General features: G+C 62.6%; 29 protein-coding genes and 1 pseudogene. 29 read left to right on the top strand and 1 reads right to left on the bottom strand.

Translation table 11 applies throughout. The features are described from left to right. The first annotated feature begins 65 nt into the window (after positions 1-65). A complete protein-coding gene (locus tag ACQQ2N_RS06210; protein WP_440224827.1) occupies positions 66-1208 on the top strand; it encodes a DUF4062 domain-containing protein in 1143 nt (380 codons plus the stop codon). A 530-nt stretch (positions 1209-1738) separates the two neighbouring features. Continuing rightward, entirely contained in the window at positions 1739-3223 is a 1485-nt protein-coding gene (locus tag ACQQ2N_RS06205; protein ID WP_440224826.1) for a metallophosphoesterase family protein, read from the top strand. A 389-nt stretch (positions 3224-3612) separates the two neighbouring features. Here the strand turns inward: ACQQ2N_RS06205 and ACQQ2N_RS06200 are convergent. Next, positions 3613-3756 (bottom strand): annotated as a pseudogene (locus tag ACQQ2N_RS06200) (integrase core domain-containing protein); the annotation flags it as partial. Positions 3757-4523: 767 nt separating this feature from the next. Between ACQQ2N_RS06200 and ACQQ2N_RS06195 the strand changes: the two are divergent. The 27 genes from ACQQ2N_RS06195 to ACQQ2N_RS06065 all read left to right on the top strand — a co-directional run bounded on the left by ACQQ2N_RS06195 (position 4524) and on the right by ACQQ2N_RS06065 (position 22125). Next, on the top strand, positions 4524-5078 hold the full coding sequence (locus ACQQ2N_RS06195) for a DUF6985 domain-containing protein (protein WP_440224825.1): 555 nt from the start codon (positions 4524-4526) through the stop codon (positions 5076-5078). Between the two features lie 203 nt (positions 5079-5281). Then, a complete protein-coding gene (locus ACQQ2N_RS06190) occupies positions 5282-5770 on the top strand; it encodes a DUF6998 domain-containing protein (RefSeq protein ID WP_440224824.1) in 489 nt (162 codons plus the stop codon). A gap of 803 nt (positions 5771-6573) precedes the next feature. Next, a complete protein-coding gene (locus ACQQ2N_RS06185) occupies positions 6574-7104 on the top strand; it encodes a nuclear transport factor 2 family protein (protein WP_440224823.1) in 531 nt (176 codons plus the stop codon). A gap of 133 nt (positions 7105-7237) precedes the next feature. Beyond that, positions 7238-7663 carry a hypothetical protein gene (locus tag ACQQ2N_RS06180; protein WP_440224822.1) on the top strand — a complete coding sequence of 142 codons (426 nt, stop codon included), beginning with the start codon at positions 7238-7240 and terminating at the stop codon, positions 7661-7663. A gap of 147 nt (positions 7664-7810) precedes the next feature. Beyond that, positions 7811-8284 (top strand): hypothetical protein, encoded by a 474-nt coding sequence (locus ACQQ2N_RS06175; protein ID WP_440224821.1) that lies wholly within the window; start codon positions 7811-7813, stop codon positions 8282-8284. A gap of 319 nt (positions 8285-8603) precedes the next feature. Next, on the top strand, positions 8604-8954 hold the full coding sequence (locus ACQQ2N_RS06170) for a hypothetical protein (RefSeq protein WP_440224820.1): 351 nt from the start codon (positions 8604-8606) through the stop codon (positions 8952-8954). Between the two features lie 274 nt (positions 8955-9228). Next, on the top strand, positions 9229-9579 hold the full coding sequence (locus ACQQ2N_RS06165; RefSeq protein WP_440224819.1) for a YciI family protein: 351 nt from the start codon (positions 9229-9231) through the stop codon (positions 9577-9579). 35 nt (positions 9580-9614) lie between these two features. Next, on the top strand, positions 9615-9995 hold the full coding sequence (locus ACQQ2N_RS06160) for a hypothetical protein (protein ID WP_440224818.1): 381 nt from the start codon (positions 9615-9617) through the stop codon (positions 9993-9995). 68 nt (positions 9996-10063) lie between these two features. Then, positions 10064-10435 carry a hypothetical protein gene (locus ACQQ2N_RS06155; RefSeq protein ID WP_440224817.1) on the top strand — a complete coding sequence of 124 codons (372 nt, stop codon included), beginning with the start codon at positions 10064-10066 and terminating at the stop codon, positions 10433-10435. A 31-nt stretch (positions 10436-10466) separates the two neighbouring features. Beyond that, the gene (locus ACQQ2N_RS06150; RefSeq protein ID WP_440224816.1) at positions 10467-11123 is read left to right on the top strand and encodes a hypothetical protein; all 657 of its coding nucleotides are present in this window, start codon (positions 10467-10469) and stop codon (positions 11121-11123) included. A 302-nt stretch (positions 11124-11425) separates the two neighbouring features. Continuing rightward, positions 11426-11782, top strand: coding sequence for a hypothetical protein (locus ACQQ2N_RS06145; RefSeq protein WP_440224814.1), 357 nt, complete (start codon positions 11426-11428; stop codon positions 11780-11782). Between the two features lie 277 nt (positions 11783-12059). After that, complete coding sequence (locus tag ACQQ2N_RS06140; protein ID WP_440224813.1) at positions 12060-12518, top strand: DUF5990 family protein; 459 nt, start codon at positions 12060-12062, stop codon at positions 12516-12518. Positions 12519-12729: 211 nt separating this feature from the next. Then, a complete protein-coding gene (locus ACQQ2N_RS06135) occupies positions 12730-13206 on the top strand; it encodes a macro domain-containing protein (protein WP_440224812.1) in 477 nt (158 codons plus the stop codon). Positions 13207-13318: 112 nt separating this feature from the next. Next, on the top strand, positions 13319-13969 hold the full coding sequence (locus ACQQ2N_RS06130) for a hypothetical protein (RefSeq protein WP_440224811.1): 651 nt from the start codon (positions 13319-13321) through the stop codon (positions 13967-13969). 354 nt (positions 13970-14323) lie between these two features. Next, positions 14324-14857, top strand: a complete 534-nt coding sequence (locus ACQQ2N_RS06125; protein ID WP_440224810.1) for a hypothetical protein — start codon at positions 14324-14326, stop codon at positions 14855-14857. A 235-nt stretch (positions 14858-15092) separates the two neighbouring features. Further along, on the top strand, positions 15093-15539 hold the full coding sequence (locus tag ACQQ2N_RS06120; RefSeq protein WP_440224809.1) for a hypothetical protein: 447 nt from the start codon (positions 15093-15095) through the stop codon (positions 15537-15539). A gap of 267 nt (positions 15540-15806) precedes the next feature. Continuing rightward, positions 15807-16157 (top strand): hypothetical protein, encoded by a 351-nt coding sequence (locus ACQQ2N_RS06115; protein ID WP_440224808.1) that lies wholly within the window; start codon positions 15807-15809, stop codon positions 16155-16157. A 278-nt stretch (positions 16158-16435) separates the two neighbouring features. Next, entirely contained in the window at positions 16436-16798 is a 363-nt protein-coding gene (locus ACQQ2N_RS06110; protein WP_440224807.1) for a hypothetical protein, read from the top strand. Positions 16799-16946: 148 nt separating this feature from the next. Continuing rightward, positions 16947-17360 (top strand): hypothetical protein, encoded by a 414-nt coding sequence (locus tag ACQQ2N_RS06105; RefSeq protein WP_440224806.1) that lies wholly within the window; start codon positions 16947-16949, stop codon positions 17358-17360. Between the two features lie 328 nt (positions 17361-17688). Further along, on the top strand, positions 17689-18867 hold the full coding sequence (locus ACQQ2N_RS06100; protein ID WP_440224805.1) for a hypothetical protein: 1179 nt from the start codon (positions 17689-17691) through the stop codon (positions 18865-18867). Positions 18868-18892: 25 nt separating this feature from the next. Next, positions 18893-19381 (top strand): hypothetical protein, encoded by a 489-nt coding sequence (locus ACQQ2N_RS06095; protein ID WP_440224804.1) that lies wholly within the window; start codon positions 18893-18895, stop codon positions 19379-19381. 40 nt (positions 19382-19421) lie between these two features. After that, positions 19422-20069, top strand: coding sequence for a hypothetical protein (locus tag ACQQ2N_RS06090; protein ID WP_440224803.1), 648 nt, complete (start codon positions 19422-19424; stop codon positions 20067-20069). Positions 20070-20194: 125 nt separating this feature from the next. Next, positions 20195-20515: a hypothetical protein gene (locus ACQQ2N_RS06085; RefSeq protein ID WP_440224802.1), complete on the top strand. Its 321-nt coding sequence runs from the start codon at positions 20195-20197 to the stop codon at positions 20513-20515. 82 nt (positions 20516-20597) lie between these two features. After that, a complete protein-coding gene (locus ACQQ2N_RS06080; RefSeq protein WP_440224801.1) occupies positions 20598-20732 on the top strand; it encodes a hypothetical protein in 135 nt (44 codons plus the stop codon). Positions 20733-20882: 150 nt separating this feature from the next. Beyond that, the gene (locus tag ACQQ2N_RS06075; RefSeq protein WP_440224800.1) at positions 20883-21161 is read left to right on the top strand and encodes a hypothetical protein; all 279 of its coding nucleotides are present in this window, start codon (positions 20883-20885) and stop codon (positions 21159-21161) included. 37 nt (positions 21162-21198) lie between these two features. Continuing rightward, the gene (locus ACQQ2N_RS06070; RefSeq protein ID WP_440224799.1) at positions 21199-21651 is read left to right on the top strand and encodes a hypothetical protein; all 453 of its coding nucleotides are present in this window, start codon (positions 21199-21201) and stop codon (positions 21649-21651) included. Between the two features lie 39 nt (positions 21652-21690). After that, a complete protein-coding gene (locus tag ACQQ2N_RS06065; protein ID WP_440224798.1) occupies positions 21691-22125 on the top strand; it encodes a DUF1579 family protein in 435 nt (144 codons plus the stop codon). The last annotated feature ends 3 nt before the right edge of the window (positions 22126-22128 follow it).

Genomic DNA, 22128 nt, shown 5'->3' with positions numbered 1-22128 from the left:
ATTCATTCAAGCCGACAACGCTTTGCGGCACGGCTTAACTAAGGCGTTAGACATACAGGATAGTCATGCCTAAAGGTCACCCGACGACCCTTTTTGTGAGTTCGACGTGCTACGACCTGGGCCAGGTTCGGACAGATCTCGCCGAGTTCAGTAGGTCGCTTGGACTGGAGCCGATTCTTTCCGAGCTGGACTCCTTCCCCGTCGATCCATCGCTCGACACCGTCAGCAACTGCTTGGAGATCGTCCGGTCTCGTGCGGACATCTTCTTGCTCATCGTGGGCAATCGGTACGGGTCAGTGACCGAGGCGGGAAAGTCGGTGACCAATCTAGAGTTCCTAGAGGCTTCAGCCCGAGGCATTCCTCGGTACGTATTCGTCAAGCGCGAGATCATCACGTTGTTGTCGACGTGGAAAGCAAATCCCGAGGCAGACTTCAAAGCCAGCGTTGATACGCCTAAGCTCTTTGAGTTTGTGTCAGGTCTCCGAAGTTCGGGCGACTTGTGGGTGTTTCCATTTGACAGCGCTCAAGACATCTCGCAAGTCATGCGAAAGCAACTCAGTTTTCTGCTGTCCGATTGCTTGGAGCTAAGGTCACGGCTACAAACGCGCGACGAGTCTGTGATCGCGCTGGGGCCGCAAACGCTGCGCATATATGTAGAGAAGCCCTACGCTTGGGAGTTCAAGGCGTTCGCAAGGGCTTTGCAAGAGTGCATGGCGCTTCACAAAGCAAGGAGATACGACTATGAGCTTGGAATTAGTTTAGGGCGCTCGATTATACTGAAGAGCCGAGCGGCAGCTATGGATTGGATCCAAGAGAAGGTTGCCCAAATGGGGCAAACGGTCGAGCAGTTGACAAAGGCTGTAAACGGAGGCATGCAAGTGGCTGTGGGAAAGCCGGGAGAGCCAGGCGACATAGGCCGGATTTGGCACTTGGCGGAGCGTGTGTCAGATGCATACGAAGAGCTCCTCAGCTGGGCACTTGAGTTCAACCGAGTCATTGTCGATGATGAATTCAAGAAGGCGATCTCGCTAACGCAAGCAGTTGTCGCTGAGTCAATATCGCAGCTTGAAGGGTTCTCCGCGAGCCTTTTCGAAAATGTCGTCGAAGCACTTCAGAAACCGGAGGAACAGCGGAAGATTACGTTGAACCTGTCCATCGGAGACACATCGGAGCTGATGAATGAAATGAAGAGGCTCTACGCAAGATGACGCCTGAGACTGCGCTGACGTGGGCATCCGGGACACCCACTTTTCCGCTTTCTGGCGTTAGGCCGCTATGACCGATCCCGGTTGGCTTCTAATCATGGCTTTAGCTGGGTCCGGCTCAGCTCAGCAGCATCCGGGACACTCACTTTCTTGCTCTCCCTGGCCCGGGTAGGCATCTAAGAAACGCACATTTCCGGTGGTGAATCGACCGCATTGTATGAACGACAGAGCCCAAATAGAATCGTGGAACAAGACGATGAAGTCCGACCCCTACCGCCCAGCGTGTTTGCCACCGATCGCAACCTGCGGCTTTCGATCAGCCGCTACGTCGACTTCTGCAATTGCCAGCGCCTACACCCGGCACCGGACTACCAGAGCCCCGTCGACTACGAACGAATATGTGCCTAGTTTGCGGGTTTCCAATTTTTTGAACGAAATCCCTGCCGCTTTGCGGCACGGCTTATTCAGACGTTGGGCGGACTGATGCAGCGTCGTTCATAACGACATTAACTGAACGCGAATCGGGGGGAGCAATGGGATTCCAGTTCTATTCTCGACATACGAACCTTGTCGCCTATGCGACAACCATCGCCGCCGAAGCTCCGCGCGTGGACGCGGAGCAGCTCTGGGAATTTCTCGGCGCGATAAGTCACGCGAGGCACACCGGGTGGCTAATCTCCCGAGACCCGGACTGGCCAGAGTACATGAGTCGTGCGGCGTGCGACGCCATGGAACGGGTTGAGAGGGCGGGAATCAGAAGACGTCTCGCTTCCTCTGAGGAAGTGGAGGAAAGCCTCCGAGACATCCGTGCTGAGCTAACAGGCTACCGACTTTACGCACTCGTAACCGCAGGATGGGAGGCTTTCTCGGCGAGGGACTTCGCACTTGAATCCGGCGGCGACGCTCTGGTGTTGCTACCGGTGGGTGACTACGGACACGAATCCCCAAACGTAGTAGATATGCTGCCGCCCGCTGCCGTCCTCCAACAAGCACGCGGTGCTGGGGTTCTGCTTTGGACTCCGGATGGAGATGCCCGGTTCGTTTCCGAGATGGACTTCAGTAGCAAGTTTCGAGCTAGTCTGCTTGAGGCGATTCAACGAGGCGACCGCAATGCTCTGCACGAGCTTCTCCGGAGGCAAGGGGACGAACGTGGCGCTACGATTCTTCATCTCAGCGACTTGCACTTCGGCCGGAAGGACGCTGCTGCCAATCTTGGAATGCTTCAGACACAGCTGACGCGCATCGGGCGGGACGTGGACCGAATCGCGATTACTGGTGACTTGCTCGACAACCCGCGCGCTAGCGACCTTGTGCAGTTTCAGGCGTTTCGCACCACTCTGCGTGCAATGGTTAAGGAGCAGCTCGTGGTAGTACCTGGCAACCACGATATGAGGTACTTGGGCAATATCGGAAGAACTTTTGAGCAAGTCGCACAGGTTCCCGTGACGAGGGTAACCGTCGACGGCCGCATGCGCGTGATTTTCATCGGTGTCAACTCTGCACTTGAAGGGGACTTTGCCAAAGGCAGAGTTACACAGCAACAGCTCACCGAACTGGGTGCTGAACTCAACGCCGAGTTTGCAGCACGGCCCGAAGTTGAATCGTACCTTCGCGTTGTATTGGTTCATCATCATCCTTTCCCTTACACGAAAGCGCCCGAGGCCAAAGGACTGGTGAGTCGCATTCTGGGGCGTCGTGAAGAGGGATTCTTGCGCCTAGAAGATGCCAAAGAGTTCCTGGAGTGGTGCGCGCGTCTTCGGATCTCTGTTGTACTCCATGGCCATAAGCACATGGCGCGATACCTCACAAAAGGAATTGAGCTGCGCAATCGACGTCCGGTGCCCGTTACTGCGGTCGGATGTGGGAGCTCGCTGGGTGCAGAGAACTCAGCGATTTCGTACAACATTCTCCGCTGGAACGCGTCTGGCTCACGGTGGGACGCACAATTCTTCGAAAGCGTTGGTGGCGCGCTATTCGAGCCCAGGCTGATCGGGTGTGCCCGAGAGGTGACTAGCTGACGCTCAGCTTGAGTCGCTCTGACTTGGAGCGGCCTTGGGCGGGACAACAGACAGCTTCCGGGAAGACAGCTTCCGCAGCTTCCGAGCAGCTTCCGGGACACCCACTATTCCGATATTCCCTGACCCGCACAGTCGACGATCTCCTACTGACGTAACCGTCGTGACGTCCGACCATGCGAGCTATGACCACGGCTCGCCATCGAATCGTCGCCCCGGACGAAACCGGCTTCTACCACTGCATCTCGCGCTGCGTGCGCCGTGCCTGGCTGTGCGGTACTGACGCACTGAGCGGCCGGTCGTTGGGGCATCGTCGTGACTGGGTCGAGCAACGGTTGCTTGAACTGGCGGACATCTTCGCAGTCGGGCTCTACGCCTACGCCGTGATGAGCAATCACACGCATGTCGTGCTTCGGATCGATCCAGGCGCCGCGCAGCAGCTTGCCGTTGAAACTCTCGACGAAACCGTTTTGCCAAGGACTGCCCGGCGCGTTGAACACCTGACCGATGGCGGCGTCACGCATCCAGCGCGTGACCTAAAAAACATAGCACATGGATGGAAAGCGACCCTGATATTGGCTTAGGAATCAACTTCGCTTACATCACTGAGGCGGAGGCGTAGGCGGCGCAGGGTAATCAGTTGAGGTAGGACCAAAGGCCAACTCTTGCTGAGGCGGCTCGTCCGGAAGCTGAAGTTCCTCCATCCGAACAACCTTCAAGCCATTCGCCAGCATCCGGGACACCCACTTTTCCGCTCCTCCCTGACCCGCACAGTCAACGATCTCCTACAGACGTAGCGGTCGCGGCATCCGACCATTCGAGCCATGACCACGGCTCGCCATCGACTCGTCGCCCCGGACGAATCCGGCTTCTACCACTGCATCTCGCGCTGCGTTCGCCGTGCGTGGCTGTGCGGCACCGACGCGCTGAGCGGCCGGTGGCGCGGCATCCGGGACACCTGGCGCGGCATCCGGGACACCCACTTTTTTAGCAGCATCCGAGCAGCATCGCATCCGGGACACCCACTTTTCCGATCTTCCCTGACCCGCAAAGTCGAAGATCTCCTACAGACGTAGCCGTCGAGGCATCCGACCATGCGGGTCATGACCACGGCTCGCCATCGACTCCTCACCCCCGACGTGTCTCGAACTAGCAGCTCGGGTCAACCAAGTGATGCCTGACGGTCGTTGCAGCCGACATCGCATCGCCGCTTGATCAGGCGGTCGGAACAACTTGCCACCTAGCCGAATCGCCGCTACAAGGCGGCTGGACTCTGTCATTCAACTGCATGAAGGAGGATTCGGTGGATATCAGCCTTGGTGATGCGACGCTCTCCTTCCGGTTCGACGATGACTTGAATCAGACGGTCTGCCGATTCCGTCTTGAGACGTGGGAAGGATTCTCTTCGGAGAACACCCGGGATGGCTGCGATGGCGCGAATGTCATCCTTGTCCTCGAGTCCGAAAGCGACGAGGCCGATCCAGAGCTCGGCTCTCGCGAACGCTACGAGAGCGCCCTTCTCTGGCTAGTGGAACACCAGGCAGAAGCAAGGGACGTGGTGCTCCGGGGAATCCTCGGCCACATTGTCGTCATGCGCACGGAGTACGGGATCGACGACGAGGAACTGAACGAGATCGAGTCCGTCGAGCAGCTTACGGCCAATGTCGATCTCTCGTTCGTCCGCATTTTCCCCCATTCCAAAGCAGGTCTTCCTTACCTGGGGTTCGAGCTGGAGTGTGACTGGGATCCGGAGCACGGCTGCGGTGTGCTGGTATGCGGCACCGATCTCGTTGATGCCGGGACATCCGACTCCGCTCAGTCGATCGGAGCGATCGAAGAGCATGGCGGCGCCGTCTAGCGGGGCAGAGCCTCCGGGAACAAGGCGTTCGCGAAGCATCAGGGACTTGGGACTCTCACTAAGAGTGGAACATCTGCCGGCATCCGGGACACCCACCAAGCGGTGAGATTCGAGGGGACGTTTCTGATACAACCCGCAAATTGCGTGTGTCCCCGATGCACCCCAACAACCCGGCTGAACTCCGGTCTTAGATGCTTCAATCAATGGACGAAACTCGCTTTCCTGAGATTGTGCGTTCCATCTACAGCGCGGTGGCTGAGCTGGAAGCCATGTTTCCTGGGCGCAAGTTCACGCCGGACGGCCATATGGTCGGTAGCCTCGGAGAGGCGTACGCAGCACACCACTACGGAATTACTCTGCACGGAGCGTCCTTTGAACGCCACGACGGTGTGCGTGATGGCAAGAGCGTACAGATCAAGGCCACGCAAGGTGTTCGAGTATCGGTCACCGCTGAGCCAGAACATTTGCTTGTGCTGCGTTTGCATCGCGACGGATCATTCACGGAGATCTACAACGGCGCTGGCTCACGTGTCTGGTCCTTGGTCTTAAACAAACGTCGCCCAAAAAACGGTCAGTACCAAATCTCCGCCGCAACGCTTAAGCGTCTCATGGCATTAGTCCCTGAGCACGAAAAGATGAAGCTCAAAGCGTTTCAAACCTCTCTCGAGCGGACGTCTGATGGCGCCGCTTAATTTAACGTTGCCACGCTAATGCAACTATTCCAAGGTTCTACCTACGAGCAGTTCGCCCTATTTCTTAATGAGCGTATCCAAAATCGACAGCATCTGACCGAAGATAGTGTTCGCTACGCGTTCTTCCTGGCCGTACTCGAAACAACTTCGATCAAGCAACATGAAATCGTTCTCGAACTACCGCATCCCAAGTTCCCTGGCAAAGAGGTAGACACATACATTCTCCCTGCGGACGGTCGTCCCGAAGCTTTCATAGAATTCAAGTTCCACCGCGTTTCGAGGAGTTCGTCACCCAAGCCCCAGAAGGCTGGCGCTCTGTTTAAGGACGTGAGTCGGATGGCTTCTCTGGCCTCGAGTAGTCGCTGCTGTGTGGTCGTTTACCTCACCTGCTCTGAGATGGCGAAGTACTTCACCGCAAATGAAGGTTCCTACTCACAGTTCTGGAGGACAGAGAGCGGTTCGAACTTCGTGTACGACGAGGCATTCCTATCCAGAACCACGCCGACGTTTCGGCGAGCAAGCGGAGAACACCACTTGTCGCGAGTGTACGTCGAGTTCAGTGCATTCTTGGATCAGGACTATCAACTTCGGGTGTTCAACGCGCGTGAGGCTTAATCCGTCGCTCAGGCGCCGTTGCCCTGCGGCAGCCAAGGACTGCACTTGGGTACCATTGCAAGCATGTAGAAGCGCTAAGTCCAACATCCAAGCATCCAGGACACCGACCAGTAGCACGTAGAGCCCGCCCAGCCCGATGTCGCCGCGCGGAATACCCTATCCTCGCCCCACAACTCAGGAGACATCACATGCTGACCCCACAGAAGCTCGTGCTGTTTGCTCTCCTTACTCTGTCAGCCTGCCTGCAACCCGCGTGGGCCGCACCCAACGATCCCAGGGACGTGGCCGCCATTCGCGAGGTCGTGGAGGCGTTCCGCACCTCGATCGTAAAGAAGGACAAGAAGACCTTCGTCAAGCTGTTCTTCTCCGACAAGCCCGAGCATGTGACGTGGCAGCTCGTGGACGACGATGCTCGCGTCGCCCGACTCAAGAAGATCGTGCCCGAGGCGCGCAGGGTGGTGCGGTGGCCGGAGAACAACTACCTGTCCATGATCGACAGGACGGTCGCGCCGGATTCGGGGTCCATCGAGGAAGTGTTCCGGAACCTCGCGATCGACACGGACGGCGAGATCGCCTCCGTGAACTTCGACTACGCCTTCATGTTCGACGGCAAGCAAGAACATTGGGGCCGCGAGATGTGGCATCTGGTGCGCACCGACGAGGGCTGGAAAATCATCTCGGTGATCTGGTCGCAGCGGGATCCGGTGTCCAAGCCGTGAGCGGCGACAGGGACAGGCCGCTCGGAACGGCGCGGAGGACACCGCGCAAAGGTAAGCTCGGGTACCCGCGATCCAAGCCGACAGCCTTGTGCCCGACAGGTCTGCGGGTTGATCTCACCTCAGGAGTGCGGTGATGGAGATGACCCTGGTTCTCGTCATGGCGCTCTCTGCCGGGACCCCTCCAGTGGTTTCGCCCGCTTCCATCTGTGTCGACGCGACCGGGAACGATGCGAAGATGGTCACATGGCTTCGCGGCGATTACCGTGTGATCGGTTCACGCGGCGGTCGACCGTACGTCGGAGAGATCACGATGTCCGGCGCCGAAGATGCGGAGTCGCTGGATCTGACGGGCACGGTCGACGGCTCGCCGCGGAAAGGTTCAGTGCGTCATGTCCGCTGCGGCCTGGATCACGTGCGGCAATTGGCGGTTACTCTGGCAACGGGGGAAGCCCTGTACTGCGTGCCTCACTACGATTACGACAACGCCAACCGCGCATCGTGTTCGAGTGGGCTCGGTAGTCAGGGCGGTGACCTCGAGTTGTGGGCACAGCGCTTCTAGCTGTAACCGTTCCGTTCCGCAGGCGTCGCGGTTCGACGTCCAGCGGCATCCGGGACACCCACCTCTCTCCGCGCATGCATGATCAGCGCAGTCGGCAACGTCTCACGGGCATAAAGAACCATTCGAGCCATGACCCAGGAGCGTTGCATGCGAAGTGCACTTCTAGGCGTCGCCCTGCTCACCTCAGGCTGCATTCCCTATCCCGTGTACAAGACCTTGCAGCCCCGGTCCACGGTGGTGGTGACCGACGAGAGCAGAAGGCCGATTGAAGATGCGACGGTGCAACTCGTCGCGAGCTCCAATCCGTACAACCGGGAGCGCAGTCGGGTGTCCGACACCACGGACGAACACGGCGTGGCGACATTCGATGCGAAGAAGGAGTGGCGCGTCGAGGCCATCGTGCTGCATGGGGCGGAGTTCTACTACTGGAATTGGTGCGTGACCAAGGCCGGTTACAAGACCTTTGCGACAAGCAATGGAGGGGGCCAGAGGGTGCAGCGGAAGCAGACGTTCACACTCGTCGAGGGCGAGTCGACGGAGTGCCCCCGATATGGCTACGGTGGACCACGCCGGAACTTCGATAAAGGCGAGCATTCCGTCTCGAACGATTCGGAGCGTTGAGGCAGATTGCACAGGATCAGTGGACGCCGTCCATGTCCGCTATCGGGACACTCGGCTGGCGTCACCATGTCGAGGCATCGTGCGCAGCTCACGCCCCGGGTTTGGGCGTGGTACCTGGCCCTTGCTGGATCCGGTGCGGCTACATCGAAGCGCCATCGGACGCCCGCCATCGGGCTCTCAATGCCCTTGGGAAGACTCCAAGGCCAGGCATCGTCATCATCCCATGCACACGCCATCACCTGCCAACCTCCTGCTCGCGATCGTGGCATTCATAGGCCTGGCCTCATGCGGCAGGGCAGCCAGTCGCACGGACAACGAGATGTTCTTGACCGGTTGTTGGCTCGGTGAGGACTTTCAACCTGTGCTTTCGCAACGGGCGAAATGGGTCATGAATCGTAGGGCCGACGGCACGTTCAGCATCACGTTCATCCCGGAAGACGGCCCGGTTCAGCGCGAGGAAGGCACGTGGTCACAGCATGGCAAAAGCTACACCACGGTGACCACGACGATCGACGGAAGGCCTGTGGATGTGCAGGACCCGATCTTCACGGACACCTATGACACCCGTTGGTTGGACAACGACGTGATGGAGTCTCATCACAAGAAGGCCAACATGGTCTTCAAGTCCAGAAAAATGCCATGTGATGGCGGTGATGGCGGTGATGGCTGACGCCTTTGCTGGGCCGCACAGCGTTCGGGACAGCATTCGGGACACCCACTGTTCGCAAGGCGGTGTCCCGGCACCAGGCGCCAGTAGTATCCAGCACCCCCACCGATCCAAGGTGATGCAACTCGATTACGCGGACCGACGCGTGGCACATTCTTCCGTCCGCGGAATCCACCCTGTCATGTCGAGAAACGACGGCTCCGTTCGTCGATCAGGACGGATCGCCTCGAACCGATCGTCCCGACCGGCACCATGAGTCCACCGCACGGAGAACCCCATGACCACGAAACAGCGCTACCTCGTCTCGTTCGACGACGGCTCGATGGCCCACATCAGCGAGGACGAGCTGCCTTCGGTGAGCGAGGTGTCGCACCAGGTCGTACGGGAGGCGAAGGCCGCCGGCGTGTGGATCTTCGGCGGCGGCATCCTGCGCCAGCAGGCGACGCATGTCGCGACGGACGGAGCGATCACGGCCGGGCCCGCACCGGAGACGAAGGCCGTGGTCGGCGGGTTCTCGATCCTCGAGGTGTCGTCGCGCGACGAGGCGCATGCCTGGGCGGCGAGGATTGCGGCGGCGTGTCGCTGCACGCAGGAAGTTCGCGAGATCGCCTTCGATCCGGAGTCTTGAGGGATGTCGCGCATTCCACCAGCATCGGTGATCACATGACGATCGTCGACGGGCTACCCGGTGTCGAGACGCTCGAGGCCTTCGGCGTCGAGGCCACGCGGCTGCTGTGCGAGGGTGACTTCGCCACGCTGGCGGAGCGGTTCGGCTACGCGCTGGCCTACGATCGGGATCCGGCCATCGCCATCCGTGAGGAGCTTGCCTGCAGCCTCGAAGAGCTCGGCGCCACGGCGCTGGGCGAGGCGCCCTCGACGCCGCCGACCGTGAGCTGGTTCGAGCCCAACGATACGGGACTGCTCGCGCTGGTCGAGCAGCGCATTCCGACGGACAACGGGCGCGACATCCTCCTGGAACTGATTCTCGCGTCGAATGGCACGGAGACGGGGGTCTACCTCGAAGAGGTCAGCGCGGTAGGCTGACGGTTCGTCACGCGGTGCAGACGCGAAGCGCGGCATACTCCGTCACGTTGATTGCCAAGGAGGGTTTCATGCTCGCTTCCCTTGTCCTCGTCGCATCGATCGCCGCCGACACGATGCGCTTCGACGACGCGAAGGCACTCGCCGACCGACACGAATCCGCATTGACCGAGGAACAGGGCGAACGACTGGGCGCATCCCTGAGCGGCGTCGGTCGAGCAGCGTTCCGCGCCTGCATGCCGTCGCCGTTACCGCAAACCGTTCCATCCTTCACGATCGTCATGAAGCTGGACGCCATGGGCAAGGTGCAGGCCACATGGCACGAGAATGCCACTGTGTTTACGGCATGCGTGGAGAAGGCCTTCCGCGACGCCACGCTGTTCACGCCGCCGACCAGTCCGTTCTACACGTCGTTCGAGTTCGTTTTCGGCGACGAGCCCTGACGACTATCACGATGACCGACCTCCTGATGGCTTGCCCGAGCATACCTTGCATGCCGATGCTGCCCCGCCGATCAGCCCGCATGAGATCCCGCGCATGGACCCTGCATCCGTGAAGGCGTTGCTCGAACCCTTCGGAGCGCTGCGCCCGCAAGCTGCAACCGACTGGAGCGGCACCGATCCGCTGCCCGAGGCCGTCGCGGCGTTCTATCGCGAGGTCGGGCCCTGGGGCGAGACGCACCACGAGAACGTCGGGCCGGTCGGTTGCACGCTGACGGTGGGAGGCAATCCCGTACGCATTCCTCCCCTCCACAAGCTCGAGCGTCTGCAGGCGGGCTATGCCTGGTCGAAGGATCCGCTCGACAGACTGCAGGGTTGGGACGATGACTGGCTCGTCGTCGCCGAGCAGGGCGGCGATCCTTTCATTCTCGAGAAGTCGACCGGGGCCATCCTCTTTGCCTTCCACGGTGCGGGCTCGTGGACGCCGAGGGTCTTCGCCGGCGATCTGATGACGGCGATCGGATCGCTCGCCACGGTCGCGGCAGCCTATGTCGCCCTGGACGACACCGACTTCATCGACGACGAGCCGACCGCGTCCGCGGTCGCGAAGATCAGGGATCGTCTGACGGCGTTCGTCGGGGATCGGGAGCAGGTCGAGACGATGCTCTCGGCGTGGGACTACCTGACATGACGGCGTCCTCCGACACGTCGGCGATGGGGTGGTGGATCGCGACGAGTGCGGGTTCCGGCTTCCGCGCCATGACATGTCCGCCATCGAGCCAAGTGTTGGTCGGGCGAAGCGATGGGCTTCACGTTTCCTTATCGGCATGGCGCGTGCCCTGTGCCGCTGACGGGCGTAACGTCGTGTGCGCGGGCCGGCACCACTCCATCACCGATTCCAACCCGGGCGGGCGCGCGTCGACCGCCCCGATGGCTGGTTGAATCCTTCATTCCGGCCGCCGCTTCCAGGTCCGACTCAACGAGGCACCTTTCATGTCGATCACCTGCCTCTCCTGCCGCCATCGCATGTCGCCACTGCGCGTGGCGCTGCAGTGGCCGACGTTCATCATCTGCCAGCGTTGCGATGCCAGGCATGCTTACGCGTACGGTCACCTCATCGGCGCGGCCTTCATGGCCGTGCTGCTGCCTGCCTGTCTGGTGCCGTTGCTCATGTCCGGCGACTTCGACGCGGAGACGGGAGGCATCCAGCCATCCGGCTCGCTGGAGATGATCGTCCATTTCGGCACATTGACCGCCATCCTGGTGGGATTCGGCCTGCTGCAAGGCGCGCTGCTGCGTCGTTTCGGAACGCTTCGCCTCGTGCGAACGCACGCATCGGATGGATCGTGACAGCGCTGTTCGAGCACAACGCAGCTGCGGTGCGACGAGGACGACTTCGAGCTCGCTCGCCCGATAATCCGCACAGGCTTTCGACTGTGCGCTGCGGTGGCGTCAGGCATCGCAGCCAGGCGGTCAGGTTCCGGGCGTCGGGCGCTGCATCCAGGCCGCATGATGGGTTCGATCCTGCGCTGCCTCACGACACCACGCGTCACGATTCCCGCGTGTCGATACGCTGCTTTGGACGTGCCCGTTCCATGGACGACATGAAGTCGAAGAGTTCCCAGCCATGAGCAAACGCGATCCAGTACCGCCGACGATCACGATGCGCATCATCGTCATCGATCCGCCGGCCGGCGTCCGGTTCGCCGTGCAGCGCGGCAAGGACGGCTTGCTCGTACCGTCCGGCGGCGAGCGCGACGTCATCGCGTTCGAGTTCCCGCTGCGTCTCGGCACGCCGCTGCCGGACGGCTCGCCGAACATGCTCGGTGAATTCGCGCAGGGCACACCCGCGGATCGCTTCGTCTACCTCAACTCCGGCACGCTCGCGGGCCAGCACGGCACCAACTGGACGCGTCGTGCCAAACTCAAGATCGCCTCGATTCCACGCGAAGTGGTCGAGCAGGCGTTGTCCGCCAGCGGCATCCTCGAGGCCCGCGTGCAGGGCACGATGCGCGACGGCGGTCCGATCTGCGCGTCGGTGAAGCCGGAGGCAGTGGTGTGGCGGTTCGTGCAGGTTGGGGGCTGATCCGTTCGCGACGCCGTGACGGGAAAGCCGATGAACCACGCACGCCGGAACTGCGTGATGGATGAGCTGTCCCACGGGATGAGTACGCCTCACATGGTCGCGTGCAGGCTCGATGCCTTTCGAAACAACGAGCGGAGCATGCGCAGCGATTCCGCACGTCTGTGCGTCCTTGTGTTGCGGGATCGTTCCATCACTGGAGACCGGAACTCTCATGCAACCGCAACTGGTGGACGGCGATCTTCTCGATCAGGAAACCGACGTCATCGTCAATGCCTGGAACAGGAACATCATTCCGTGGTGGCTTCTGATACCCCAAGGCGTTTCGGGCGCGATCAAGCGCCGGGCGGGCTATCGGCCCTTCGTCGAGGTGGGACGGGCAGGACCGATACCCCTCGGGGAAGCCGTCGTCACGTCGGCCGGGAAGCTCCCGCACAAGGCCATCATCCATGTCGCAGGCATCGACATGCTGTGGCGGGCATCTGCCGCTTCCATCCAGGGATCCGTCCACTCCGCCATGGCGCGTGTGTCCGAGCATGGATTTTCGTCGGTAGCCTTCCCGATCATCGGTGCGGGCTCCGGCGGTTTCGATCAGGATGCGGCACTCGAATGGATGCTCGCTGCGTTCCGGGAGATTCCGACGTCTGCACGTGTCGCGGTGGTTCGGTTCAGTCGGCGTGTCCGCCGCTGAAGAGGATTCAACCCGACGCGACATCGGGGTAAGGTTCTTCCGTGGCGCATGATGCTGAGTCATGCCCTTGCGCAGTGACACAAGGAATCACCTCGAGGGATCGGAGCCGCGTATGAGAGTGTTCTTTCTCCTGTTGATCGTGCTCCTGCCGCGAATGGCGGCAAGTCAGGATGTCTTCCATATCGGTCCATGGAACATCGGGGACACGAGAGAGAAGGTGCTCGAGGCGACCGAATTCGGTCCATTCGAGCCGGTCGCCCTCACGGGTGGACTCGAGACGCGTCACGCGCGTTTCCTCGACAGCAAGGTGACGGTCTCGTTCGTGTTCGATGCATCGGATCGTGTCGAGTACATCCAGGTGTGGTTGTACGAGGGGACGGATTTCGCGGAGGCGAAGAAGGCCTCGCTTGGTCTTTTCGATCTTTTCTCGTCGCGCTTCGGCGGCGCGTCGGTTCCCGGCATCGAAGTCTCGGGAGCCGGAGTCGACGGTTCCACGTCGCTGGACAGGATCAGCTTGGGTATCGTGCTCGATCGCGTGCTGGGTCAGGCTCCCAAGCTCGGCGAAGACTTCAAGCGCAAGCACAAGGTCGTCGCAACGACGGTCCTCGACCTTATTCCCCACCGTAATCCCTTGAACGCCAAACTGACGGCCCAACTCGTCCATGCGAGCCGGCACGACGCGTTCTATGTGTTCCTGTTCCTCGACCAGACAACGGCGCCTGATCGTCGCGTGGCCTCGAACGTCAAGCTCGAGAAGCTCTGATTCCGACGCTGCTGGCCACAGGTTGATGGCGGAAGCATTGCCGACGAATGGGCAGGAGCACGCGGCAGGGGGCGGTTCGTCGTTGCAAGGCCTTCCCGGAGGCTTTCGTGATGTTGCATCGAGTTTTCGTGACGGTGGTTCACTGATGCCGATCCTGCACAACAGACGCCCCTCCACGCCTGGTTGGCACCACGCCTACCACTGGTCGACATGGCCGGCGATGACGTTGCGCGCGGCGATCCTCAGGGCTGCGAACAAGGGGCGGCACATGCCGGGCCGCTGTTCCCACCCGCTCTGTTCGAGGCATCGTCGTGGACGCCCGGAGCGAGCTATTCCCGTCGAGCATCGCGTGTCATGAAGCCCGTTCGCGTCCTGGTGCTCACGCTCGCGCTTACCGCAGGGCTGGCGACGTTCGCAGCATCTCGCTGGCTCGACCCCGAACCGGGTGTCTACGATGCATTCCTCGCGACCCTCGACACGTCGGAGCTCGCCATCGCGAGCGCCCCGACCCTGTGCGGCGCGGGATCTTCGGACGACCACGGCCTCCCACCGGAGCTCGTCGCTGCGTTCCGGGAAGCCAATCGCCCCGGCGCGGGTTTCGCCGACGTGTCGCGTCTTCGCGGTCGTGCCGCTGTTGCCAACTCGCGCCAACTGGCAGCGCTGGACGCGAAGGGTCTTCCACACCATGAAGCGGGTTCACGGCGGCTCCCCGTCATGCGCCTCTCGAGGGTCGGCTTTGCCGCTCGCGACGCGCTCTTCTGCGCGAGTGGCCGCTACGGCGCGGGGCTCGTCCACCTTCGCGAAGCAGAAGGCATCTGGCGTGTGATCTCCGTATTCGTGGTCGATCCGAACGAGTCGCGCGACGACTCGCCGGAGCGGTCGTCGTGACGGGATGGGTCATGCAAAGCCGCGGTCGCGCGATGCTCGCGCTCCACGTTCCGGAAGCCTGCTGCCGCATTCAACGACTCTCCTCGATGGGAGGCGCGAAGGCCGCGCGGTCTGCGAGAGCGGGCTTAGGCTCGTCGATGCCCACGGGTCCAACCACGCGATCCCGTGTGGCAGCCGGTGCTCCCGGACGAACGTGCGTGATGCACGAGTGAACGCAGACACTTTCACGAGGCGCATGCGTACGAGAGCAGCCGTCCTGCTGTCGGCCGCCATGGCGATCTCCATGGCCTGGTTCGTGTTCCAGTCCGGGTTGGGCAGCGTTCCGTGGCAGATCGTCAGCGGGCTGGTCGTGGCGGTGCTGCTCTCCGCCGTGTTCGGCTATCGGCTGGGTGCCTGGTACTGCCCCGTCGATGGAGAGCGGCCCGGTTTCGAGCTGGTGTTCTGTCCCGTCGTCGTCTACCTGTTCTCGAGCCTGGGTGGATCGGCGTCTGCATTCGCTTTCTTCATGCTTGCGGCGCAAAAGCCGGTCCCGGCGCGGGATCTGGCAGCACTTCCGATGGCCGTCGTCTACGGCACCGTGGTGGTGTGGCTCACCGCATGGCCTGCCATCGTCGCTGCACATGTGACAGCGGCATGGTGGCTGGCCCGGTGGGCCAGATCCGGGTCCGCCGGTCCTTCGTGACCGCCATGGCGTCGCGGGTGTCTTCATCCGGCGTGCCGACGGGAAGCAGGCCGCGTCGCGGCGACCGCAGGAACCCCTCAAGCGCTGGACCATGCGTCGGGCCCTGCCACGGCAGGGCGGTGAATCCTGCTGCGGGATCGACCCGGGGCATCGTCCGATGTGATCATCCCCACGTGAAGAGCCGTTCGGCATCGTGTTCCAGGTTGTGATCGCACCTCGGGAGCTTTTGTGAGATCACCAAGGCCTTCGCCCGGATTCCACGTCGTCATGCACGCCCATTCCGACCTGCCCGCGATCGCTGCTTCCATGGCGAGCGCAGCGGGTGTTTCGCTCGGCCACGATACCCATTTCGATGCCTTCAACTGGACGCTGGACTGGTGGGAAGGCGCGACCCATCACGTGATCGATCTGCAGCCTTGGCCCGATGGCCGGCTCGAGGTACGCAAGTGCACGACGCGCTATCCATGGCCGGGGCGCTTTCTCGCATGGTGTCGTAGCTTCATCCCGATGTTTCCCTACCTGGGCCGTGGGGATTCCCGACATCTGGGTGATCTGCTCCCGTCCTACACGCATGCGCAGGTGCTCGCTCTCGTGAGGAGCGAGTTGCGTGGCGGCTGAGCCGAGGAGGCCCAGTACGAGGGACAGGACAGGGAGTATTCTCCGCAGGACGTCGCGATAGGATTCGATGGCGGCTCCATCGTGTACGTCTGTGCCTCCCGTTACGATCGCGACAAGGACCAGTTGAGCGGCATGTCGGACGATATCGCGGTGGTGTTCGGAGACTTCGCTGCGCGTCGGTACGGGATCGGACCCTATGCCCGTCGGCGTTGAGCTTTCACGGCCGCGGGGTGCACGAAGCCGTCAAACGAGACGGATCAGGAAGACCGAGGATCGACATGACGACGTTCCGAGCCCCGCTTCTCGCCATCGCGATCGTGCTGGGCGCGGTCGGAGTGACCACGTTCATGTGGTCATGCGACGCGTTCCTGAACCGGTCGGTGACGAACCGCATGGCACACGACGCCATGGCGACCATCGAACGACTCGCGCCGCCCGACGTGCAGGGACGGCGTATCCAGGGCATCGCTCGGCAGTACGAGTGGTTGTACGAGCGTCATGGACAGAGCGTGTCGATCGCGTTCTGGGCGTCGCTTCTGGTGCTCTTCGCATCTGTCGGTACCGCAACGATTGCCATCCGGCTCGGCGGCACAAGCCATCGTGCGCACGGTGCGAGACTGCCAGAGGCGATTCCACCATGAGGCGTGACGTCGCCGCCGATGATGGAACCCGCTGTGCGGTGCCGTCCAGACGAATCACGTGATCCGATCACGAACCGGGTGCTGTGGACGGTCATGCGCCCAATAATCGATCATTGATGACTCGATGACAGACACAAAGAATCCCTCGGTGAACCTCGACGATCTCATGCTCGCCTGCGAGTTCGTCAGCTCGGGTGAATCGTCGGGCTTCGACTGCGGAGCCTATGTCGACAAGACCACCGGGGCCGTGCACATGGTGGGTGAAGGCATGGAGGACGAGGTTCCCGACCACATCGACGACCTCACCTTGTTTGCGCCGGTGCCGCGCCGGCGCGACATGGATCTGGGCAGCTGGCTCGCGATCGCTTTCGCGGCAGAGCATCTCGCCGACCGTCTGGACGACGTCAGGCAGGCTTTCCGCCGCAGCGGTGCCTACGCGAAGTTCAGGTCGATCCTCATGCAGGCGGGTCAGTACGAGGCGTGGGGCGCCTACGAGCAGGCGGCGCTGGAGCGGGAGCTGCAGCGATGGTGCGAAGCGAATGACTTCGTGGTGGTTCGCTGACGTCGACACGCTGTTGCCGGTAACCGCTTGCCTTTGTCCGCGATCGTCCGCTGGGTAGGGCGGAACCGCCGCAGGCGATTCCGCCGTGAAGCACGACTTCGCCACGGATGGTGGAATCCGCTGCGCGGGTTCCACCCTACGAAAAACGTGCATGTCGGTCGTGTCGCGCAGGAACGTTCGGCCGCCTATGGAGGCAGCAAGGGGCGTCGTGAGACGCTACCGATCGCCCTGATCCGTCGCCGATCGGGACGATACAAAGGTCGTCGCTCCACGTCATGCCCTCCCGCGGCATGGCGCCCTTCATGTGCCGTTGTCCCGGGAACATTCGATGAGCTTCGTCCTGCGCTTCTTCCACGCCCCCCACGTCACCACCGTGCGCGAGGCCGTCAAGTGGGCCGACGACCGCAGCCGCGCGGAGACCGGCCGCAACCCGCACTTCGCGCGCTTCGTCGAGAGCATCACGGAGTTCTATCCGGACCTGTCGGGGCATGACGACGAGGAACCCGAGTACGACCGCAACCTGTGGCCCGAAGGCCTCGCATCCGACGAGCACGACGGCGCCGTCGTCAACATCCTCATCAACGCGGACCTGCTCGACGACGGCGTGATGACGGTGATCGCGCAGCATGCCGACGCCGCAGGGCTGCAGGTGCTGGACGAACAGAGCGGCATGCTGTTCGGACCGGGGCCGCGCTGCATCGAGCTGGCCGATGCCACGCCAAAGCCGCTGCCCCCCATCAGCAACTTCGCGTACTCGGTGATGACCGAGAACCTGCGCGGGCTGCGCTTCGATCGTGCGCGAAGGACGATCGCCGAGGCCTGTCAGGGTGCGCTGGGTCCGGAGTTCGCGATCGCCGACGGCACGACAGCCACGTTCGTGCGGCGCGACCACGGCGAGCTGCGGCAGATGCTCGCGGTGCGGGTCATGCGCTCGACCGACAAGGTGAGCGCGCGCGTCTACTGCGAACTGGGCTTCGCCTGCGAAGCGTTCACGGCACGGTGGATGCCGTTGCTGCCCGAATCCTTCGTCAAGCGTCGCGAGAACTACGATCGCGCTGCGGGTGGTACGGACTTCGAGTTCCGCTGGTATCTGCGCGATCTCACCTCGGGCCCGCTGCCGGCCGACCTGAGCCATGCCACCGACAGCCGCATGCGCTTCGCCGATGCGACACAGCTGCAGGCGCTGGTCGACGGCATCGAACCGTGGGTGCGCGGGAACCTTCTGCCGTTCCTCGATGGCGTGCGCAGCGTGGACGACCTGGTGCCGCTGTTCGTCAACGACGCCGCGCTGCGCAACGCACGCACGGGACGCATGGGCTTCCCGATCTACCCGGCGCTTCTGGCCCTGGCGCAGCGCGCCGGTGGCGACGCGCTCGACGATTTCGCGGCCGCGTATCGCGCCAATCCGGAGCTCAAGCGCCTCTGCACGTTGTTCAAGGATCCGTCGGGATCCCACTTCGACGGGCTCGTGGAGGGACTGCGCAAGTGCAATGCAAAGCACGGATGACGTCGAAGCAGCGGCGACCCGGGACATGAAGTACGCCATGCCGCACAGGACATTTCCGGAACACGCCGGCACGGCGACGATCTGTGCCTACTTCTGGGTCGGCATCGTGGTCGGCGTGGTGCCGTTCGAGCACGCCAGGGCGTGGGCGGATGCGGTGATCGCATCCTCCGGATCGCCGCCCGAGGGCATCGCCGGTATCGCCATGGCCGTCGATCGCGACGCTGCGCTCGATGCGTTGCACTTCGCCGCGTCGGGTGCGGACCACGACACCGCCGGACGCTGGCTGTTGCGCGATCTGCTCGATCGGCTCAGGTCAGGCGAGATCACGGTGATCGATTCGCTACACAAAGCCATGCAGGTTGCCCAGGCTGCCGGCCTTCCGGATGATGTCCACGAGCGCTTCGACGTCCTCGAGGATGCATTGCAGTCGGCCGTGGAAGGTGTGTACGGCTCGCCCGAGGACGTCGCACGCAAGGTGATCGAGGCTTTCGAGCGATACGCTGCAGCGCCATGATCGGCCGAGCGAGCGGACGACGTCACGAAGGACATGGAACGTGCTGACGAAAAGCGAGTCGTCATGGCTGGAAACTTACCTGCGGCCGAGGTATCCCGAGCTGGTGCCGGAGTACCTCGAGGCGCATGGTATCGCCTCGAGTGCGAGGGCCGCGGGACACCTCGATGCGGAAGCCGCCGCGCGGCTCGTCGAGCTGGCATCGCGCCCGAGGAGGCCGCTCGCCGAGAATGTCGCCGCGATGATCGCCAGGCTCGCGGGCACGCTTCCGGCGGCACGCGATGCGATCAGGACGCTCGCGGGCGCCAGGGTGGTGCACGGCCGCGTCAGCGCACTGATCGCGCTGAGCGGATTGTCGTGGGGCGATCTCCATGACGAGCTGGTTTCCCGCCTGCTGCGGGACGCGAGCACCAAGGTTCGCGAACTCGCCGCTTCGGCGGTGAGGGAATCGGGCATCACGTCGCTCGGGCCGCTCCTCGACGACGCCATCGCGGCAGAGAAGAACGAGAAGCTCCGCGTCCAGATCGCCCGCGACCGCGACCCGCTGCGTGATGGCTGGGTCGCCGATGCGCCGGTGGACGGCCGTATCTGGGTCACCTGCCGCCGCCGCAACGGCATCGTGTCGATGTCGTTCACCACCGATGAATTCGAGACCAAGGGGCGCGAGTGGATCGCGAGTCAGGGGCGTTGAGCCACGACTCATCCCGGCACGCTCTCCCACCCGTCTGCCGTGTGTCGGCAACGATGCGAGCGGCAAGCCGGCTGGTCATCGTCCTCGCGTGGAGCCTCGTCGGCTGCGTGTCCCAGGAACGATCCGTGACGAGAGGCGTCGACGGCACGTTGCATGTCGAGGTTCGGCCCTATTCCGGCGTGCGCTCGGATATCGACACACCGGAGCACTGCACAGCGATCGGAGCATGGTGGACGATGCAGGGCGAGAGAGAGGTGTGCATCGTGCTGCCGACGGACGTCGGGCGCCGTTGCAAGGATGACAGTGAGTGTGAAGCCTTCTGCCTGGCACCTCTCGACAAGAAGATCGGGCAACGTGCTTTCGGCGAGTGTGCTTCGGAAATGATCAGCTCGTGCGATCGCCCGCATGTGCGCCGAGGCAAGGTCGAGAGAACCTGCGTCGTGTAGTGCGGGATGTCCGAGGTCATGGTGGCATCATGGAGAACGACGGGCTCGCAGCGGACGTCGATCTCGTTTGAAAGGAGTGGGCATGGAGCGTGAACTCGCGATACGCATGCTGGCGGCGATCCGCTCGCTCGGTCCCGGTCTGGACGAGGCCACCCATGTCACGCAGGCCATGGCGGACGAGGACGAGATCTGCGTCGTAACCTCGGTACGATCATGACGGGCCCGCTGTACGACATCGTCATGCACATCGTGCGGCAGTACCCTGACCTGGATCCCGATGGGGAGTATCGCCCGGCATCTCCGGAGATCGCGTCGTGACGATGATCGAGGTGCCGATCTCGCCGCCGTCGGGTCGGGGAACCCGGCCATGACGATACGCGAGCACCTCATGACCCGGTTGAACGGAGCCCGCGCGGTGGCCTTCGTGGCGGGGTCTGTCATCGCCGTGGCGACCTTCGTCACGGACCATATGCAGGACCGGACCATCCGCTTGACGCTTTTCGCGTTCTTCGGTGCTCCCGTGCTGTACATCCTCTTCTTCATCCGTTGCCCGAGGTGCAAGGCCAGCGTGGGACAGGCGTTGGGTGGCAGGCATCCTCCCGATGCCTGTCCGGCGTGTGGCGTCCGCTTCGACAAACGTCTCTAGCCATCGCCTTTGATGCCCTGCACGACAGGACGCCACCATGCCCAGCAGCACGATGACGCAGGTCACGGATCACTCGCCTTCCACGCGGCTCAAGCCCGTGGCGGGCGAGGTGTGGGTGGAGATCCGGTTGCGACGCAGCTGGTCGGCGACGCCGCGCGAATCGGCGATGCTCGACGACTTCATCGCGTTGGTCGGCAGGCGCAGGATCGGACGCTATACGGGGCGGTCGTCGGGTGGTGGCGCGATGGACGTCACCTTCGAGGTGAAGGATCGTGCGATGGCAGCGGTGAAGCTGCGCAGGATCCTCGCGAACGAGCTTGTCATCGGCGACTTCTGCGTGAGTGCGCGCTACCTCGCGCGCTTCCACGATGCCGATCGCACGCCGCCCGCATCGGCTCGAATCTCGGAGAAGGACGTCGACGCGTTGTTCGCCGCGCTCGCGGCGGCAGTGCGGGCAGGGAAAGAACGCGGCACGCGCAAGCAACGCTAGATACGGACTCACGCATCACGCATCGGAGGACCGCGGACCATGCCGATACCTTCGCGTTTCACGCGCCAGCTCGACCGCCTCGTCGGCCGCTGGCGCACCACGGGCACGATGCTCGCGGGACCGGACGCGGGACGCGCGTTCTCGGGATCCGATGTCTACCGCTGGCTGCCGGGATCGGCGTTCCTCGAGCACACGTGGCGCGTTCGCATGCCGGACGGCCCTCATCGGGGTGTCGAGATCTTCGGACTCGCTGCTGACCGGCGCAGCCTGTACGCACATGCGTACGACGCCGATGGCTCGTTCACGGCGTCGAGCATCGTGTTCCGTGGCCGTACGTTGCGGATCCACGGCCCCGAGCTGTCGTTCGAGGGGCGCTTCTCGGCGGACGGCGATGCGATGACGGGGCAGTGGTCGACCACGGCCGATGCCTCGCCGGTCATGACGGTGAACTTCGTGCGCAGGGTCGCGACGTGACCA

The sequence above is a fragment of the Dokdonella aquatica genome, assembly GCF_051987395.1.
In the GTDB taxonomy this organism is placed as follows: Bacteria; Pseudomonadota; Gammaproteobacteria; order Xanthomonadales; family Rhodanobacteraceae; genus Dokdonella.
Note: the sequence above shows the minus strand (reverse complement) of the source record. Positions and strands in the feature narration are given on the sequence as shown.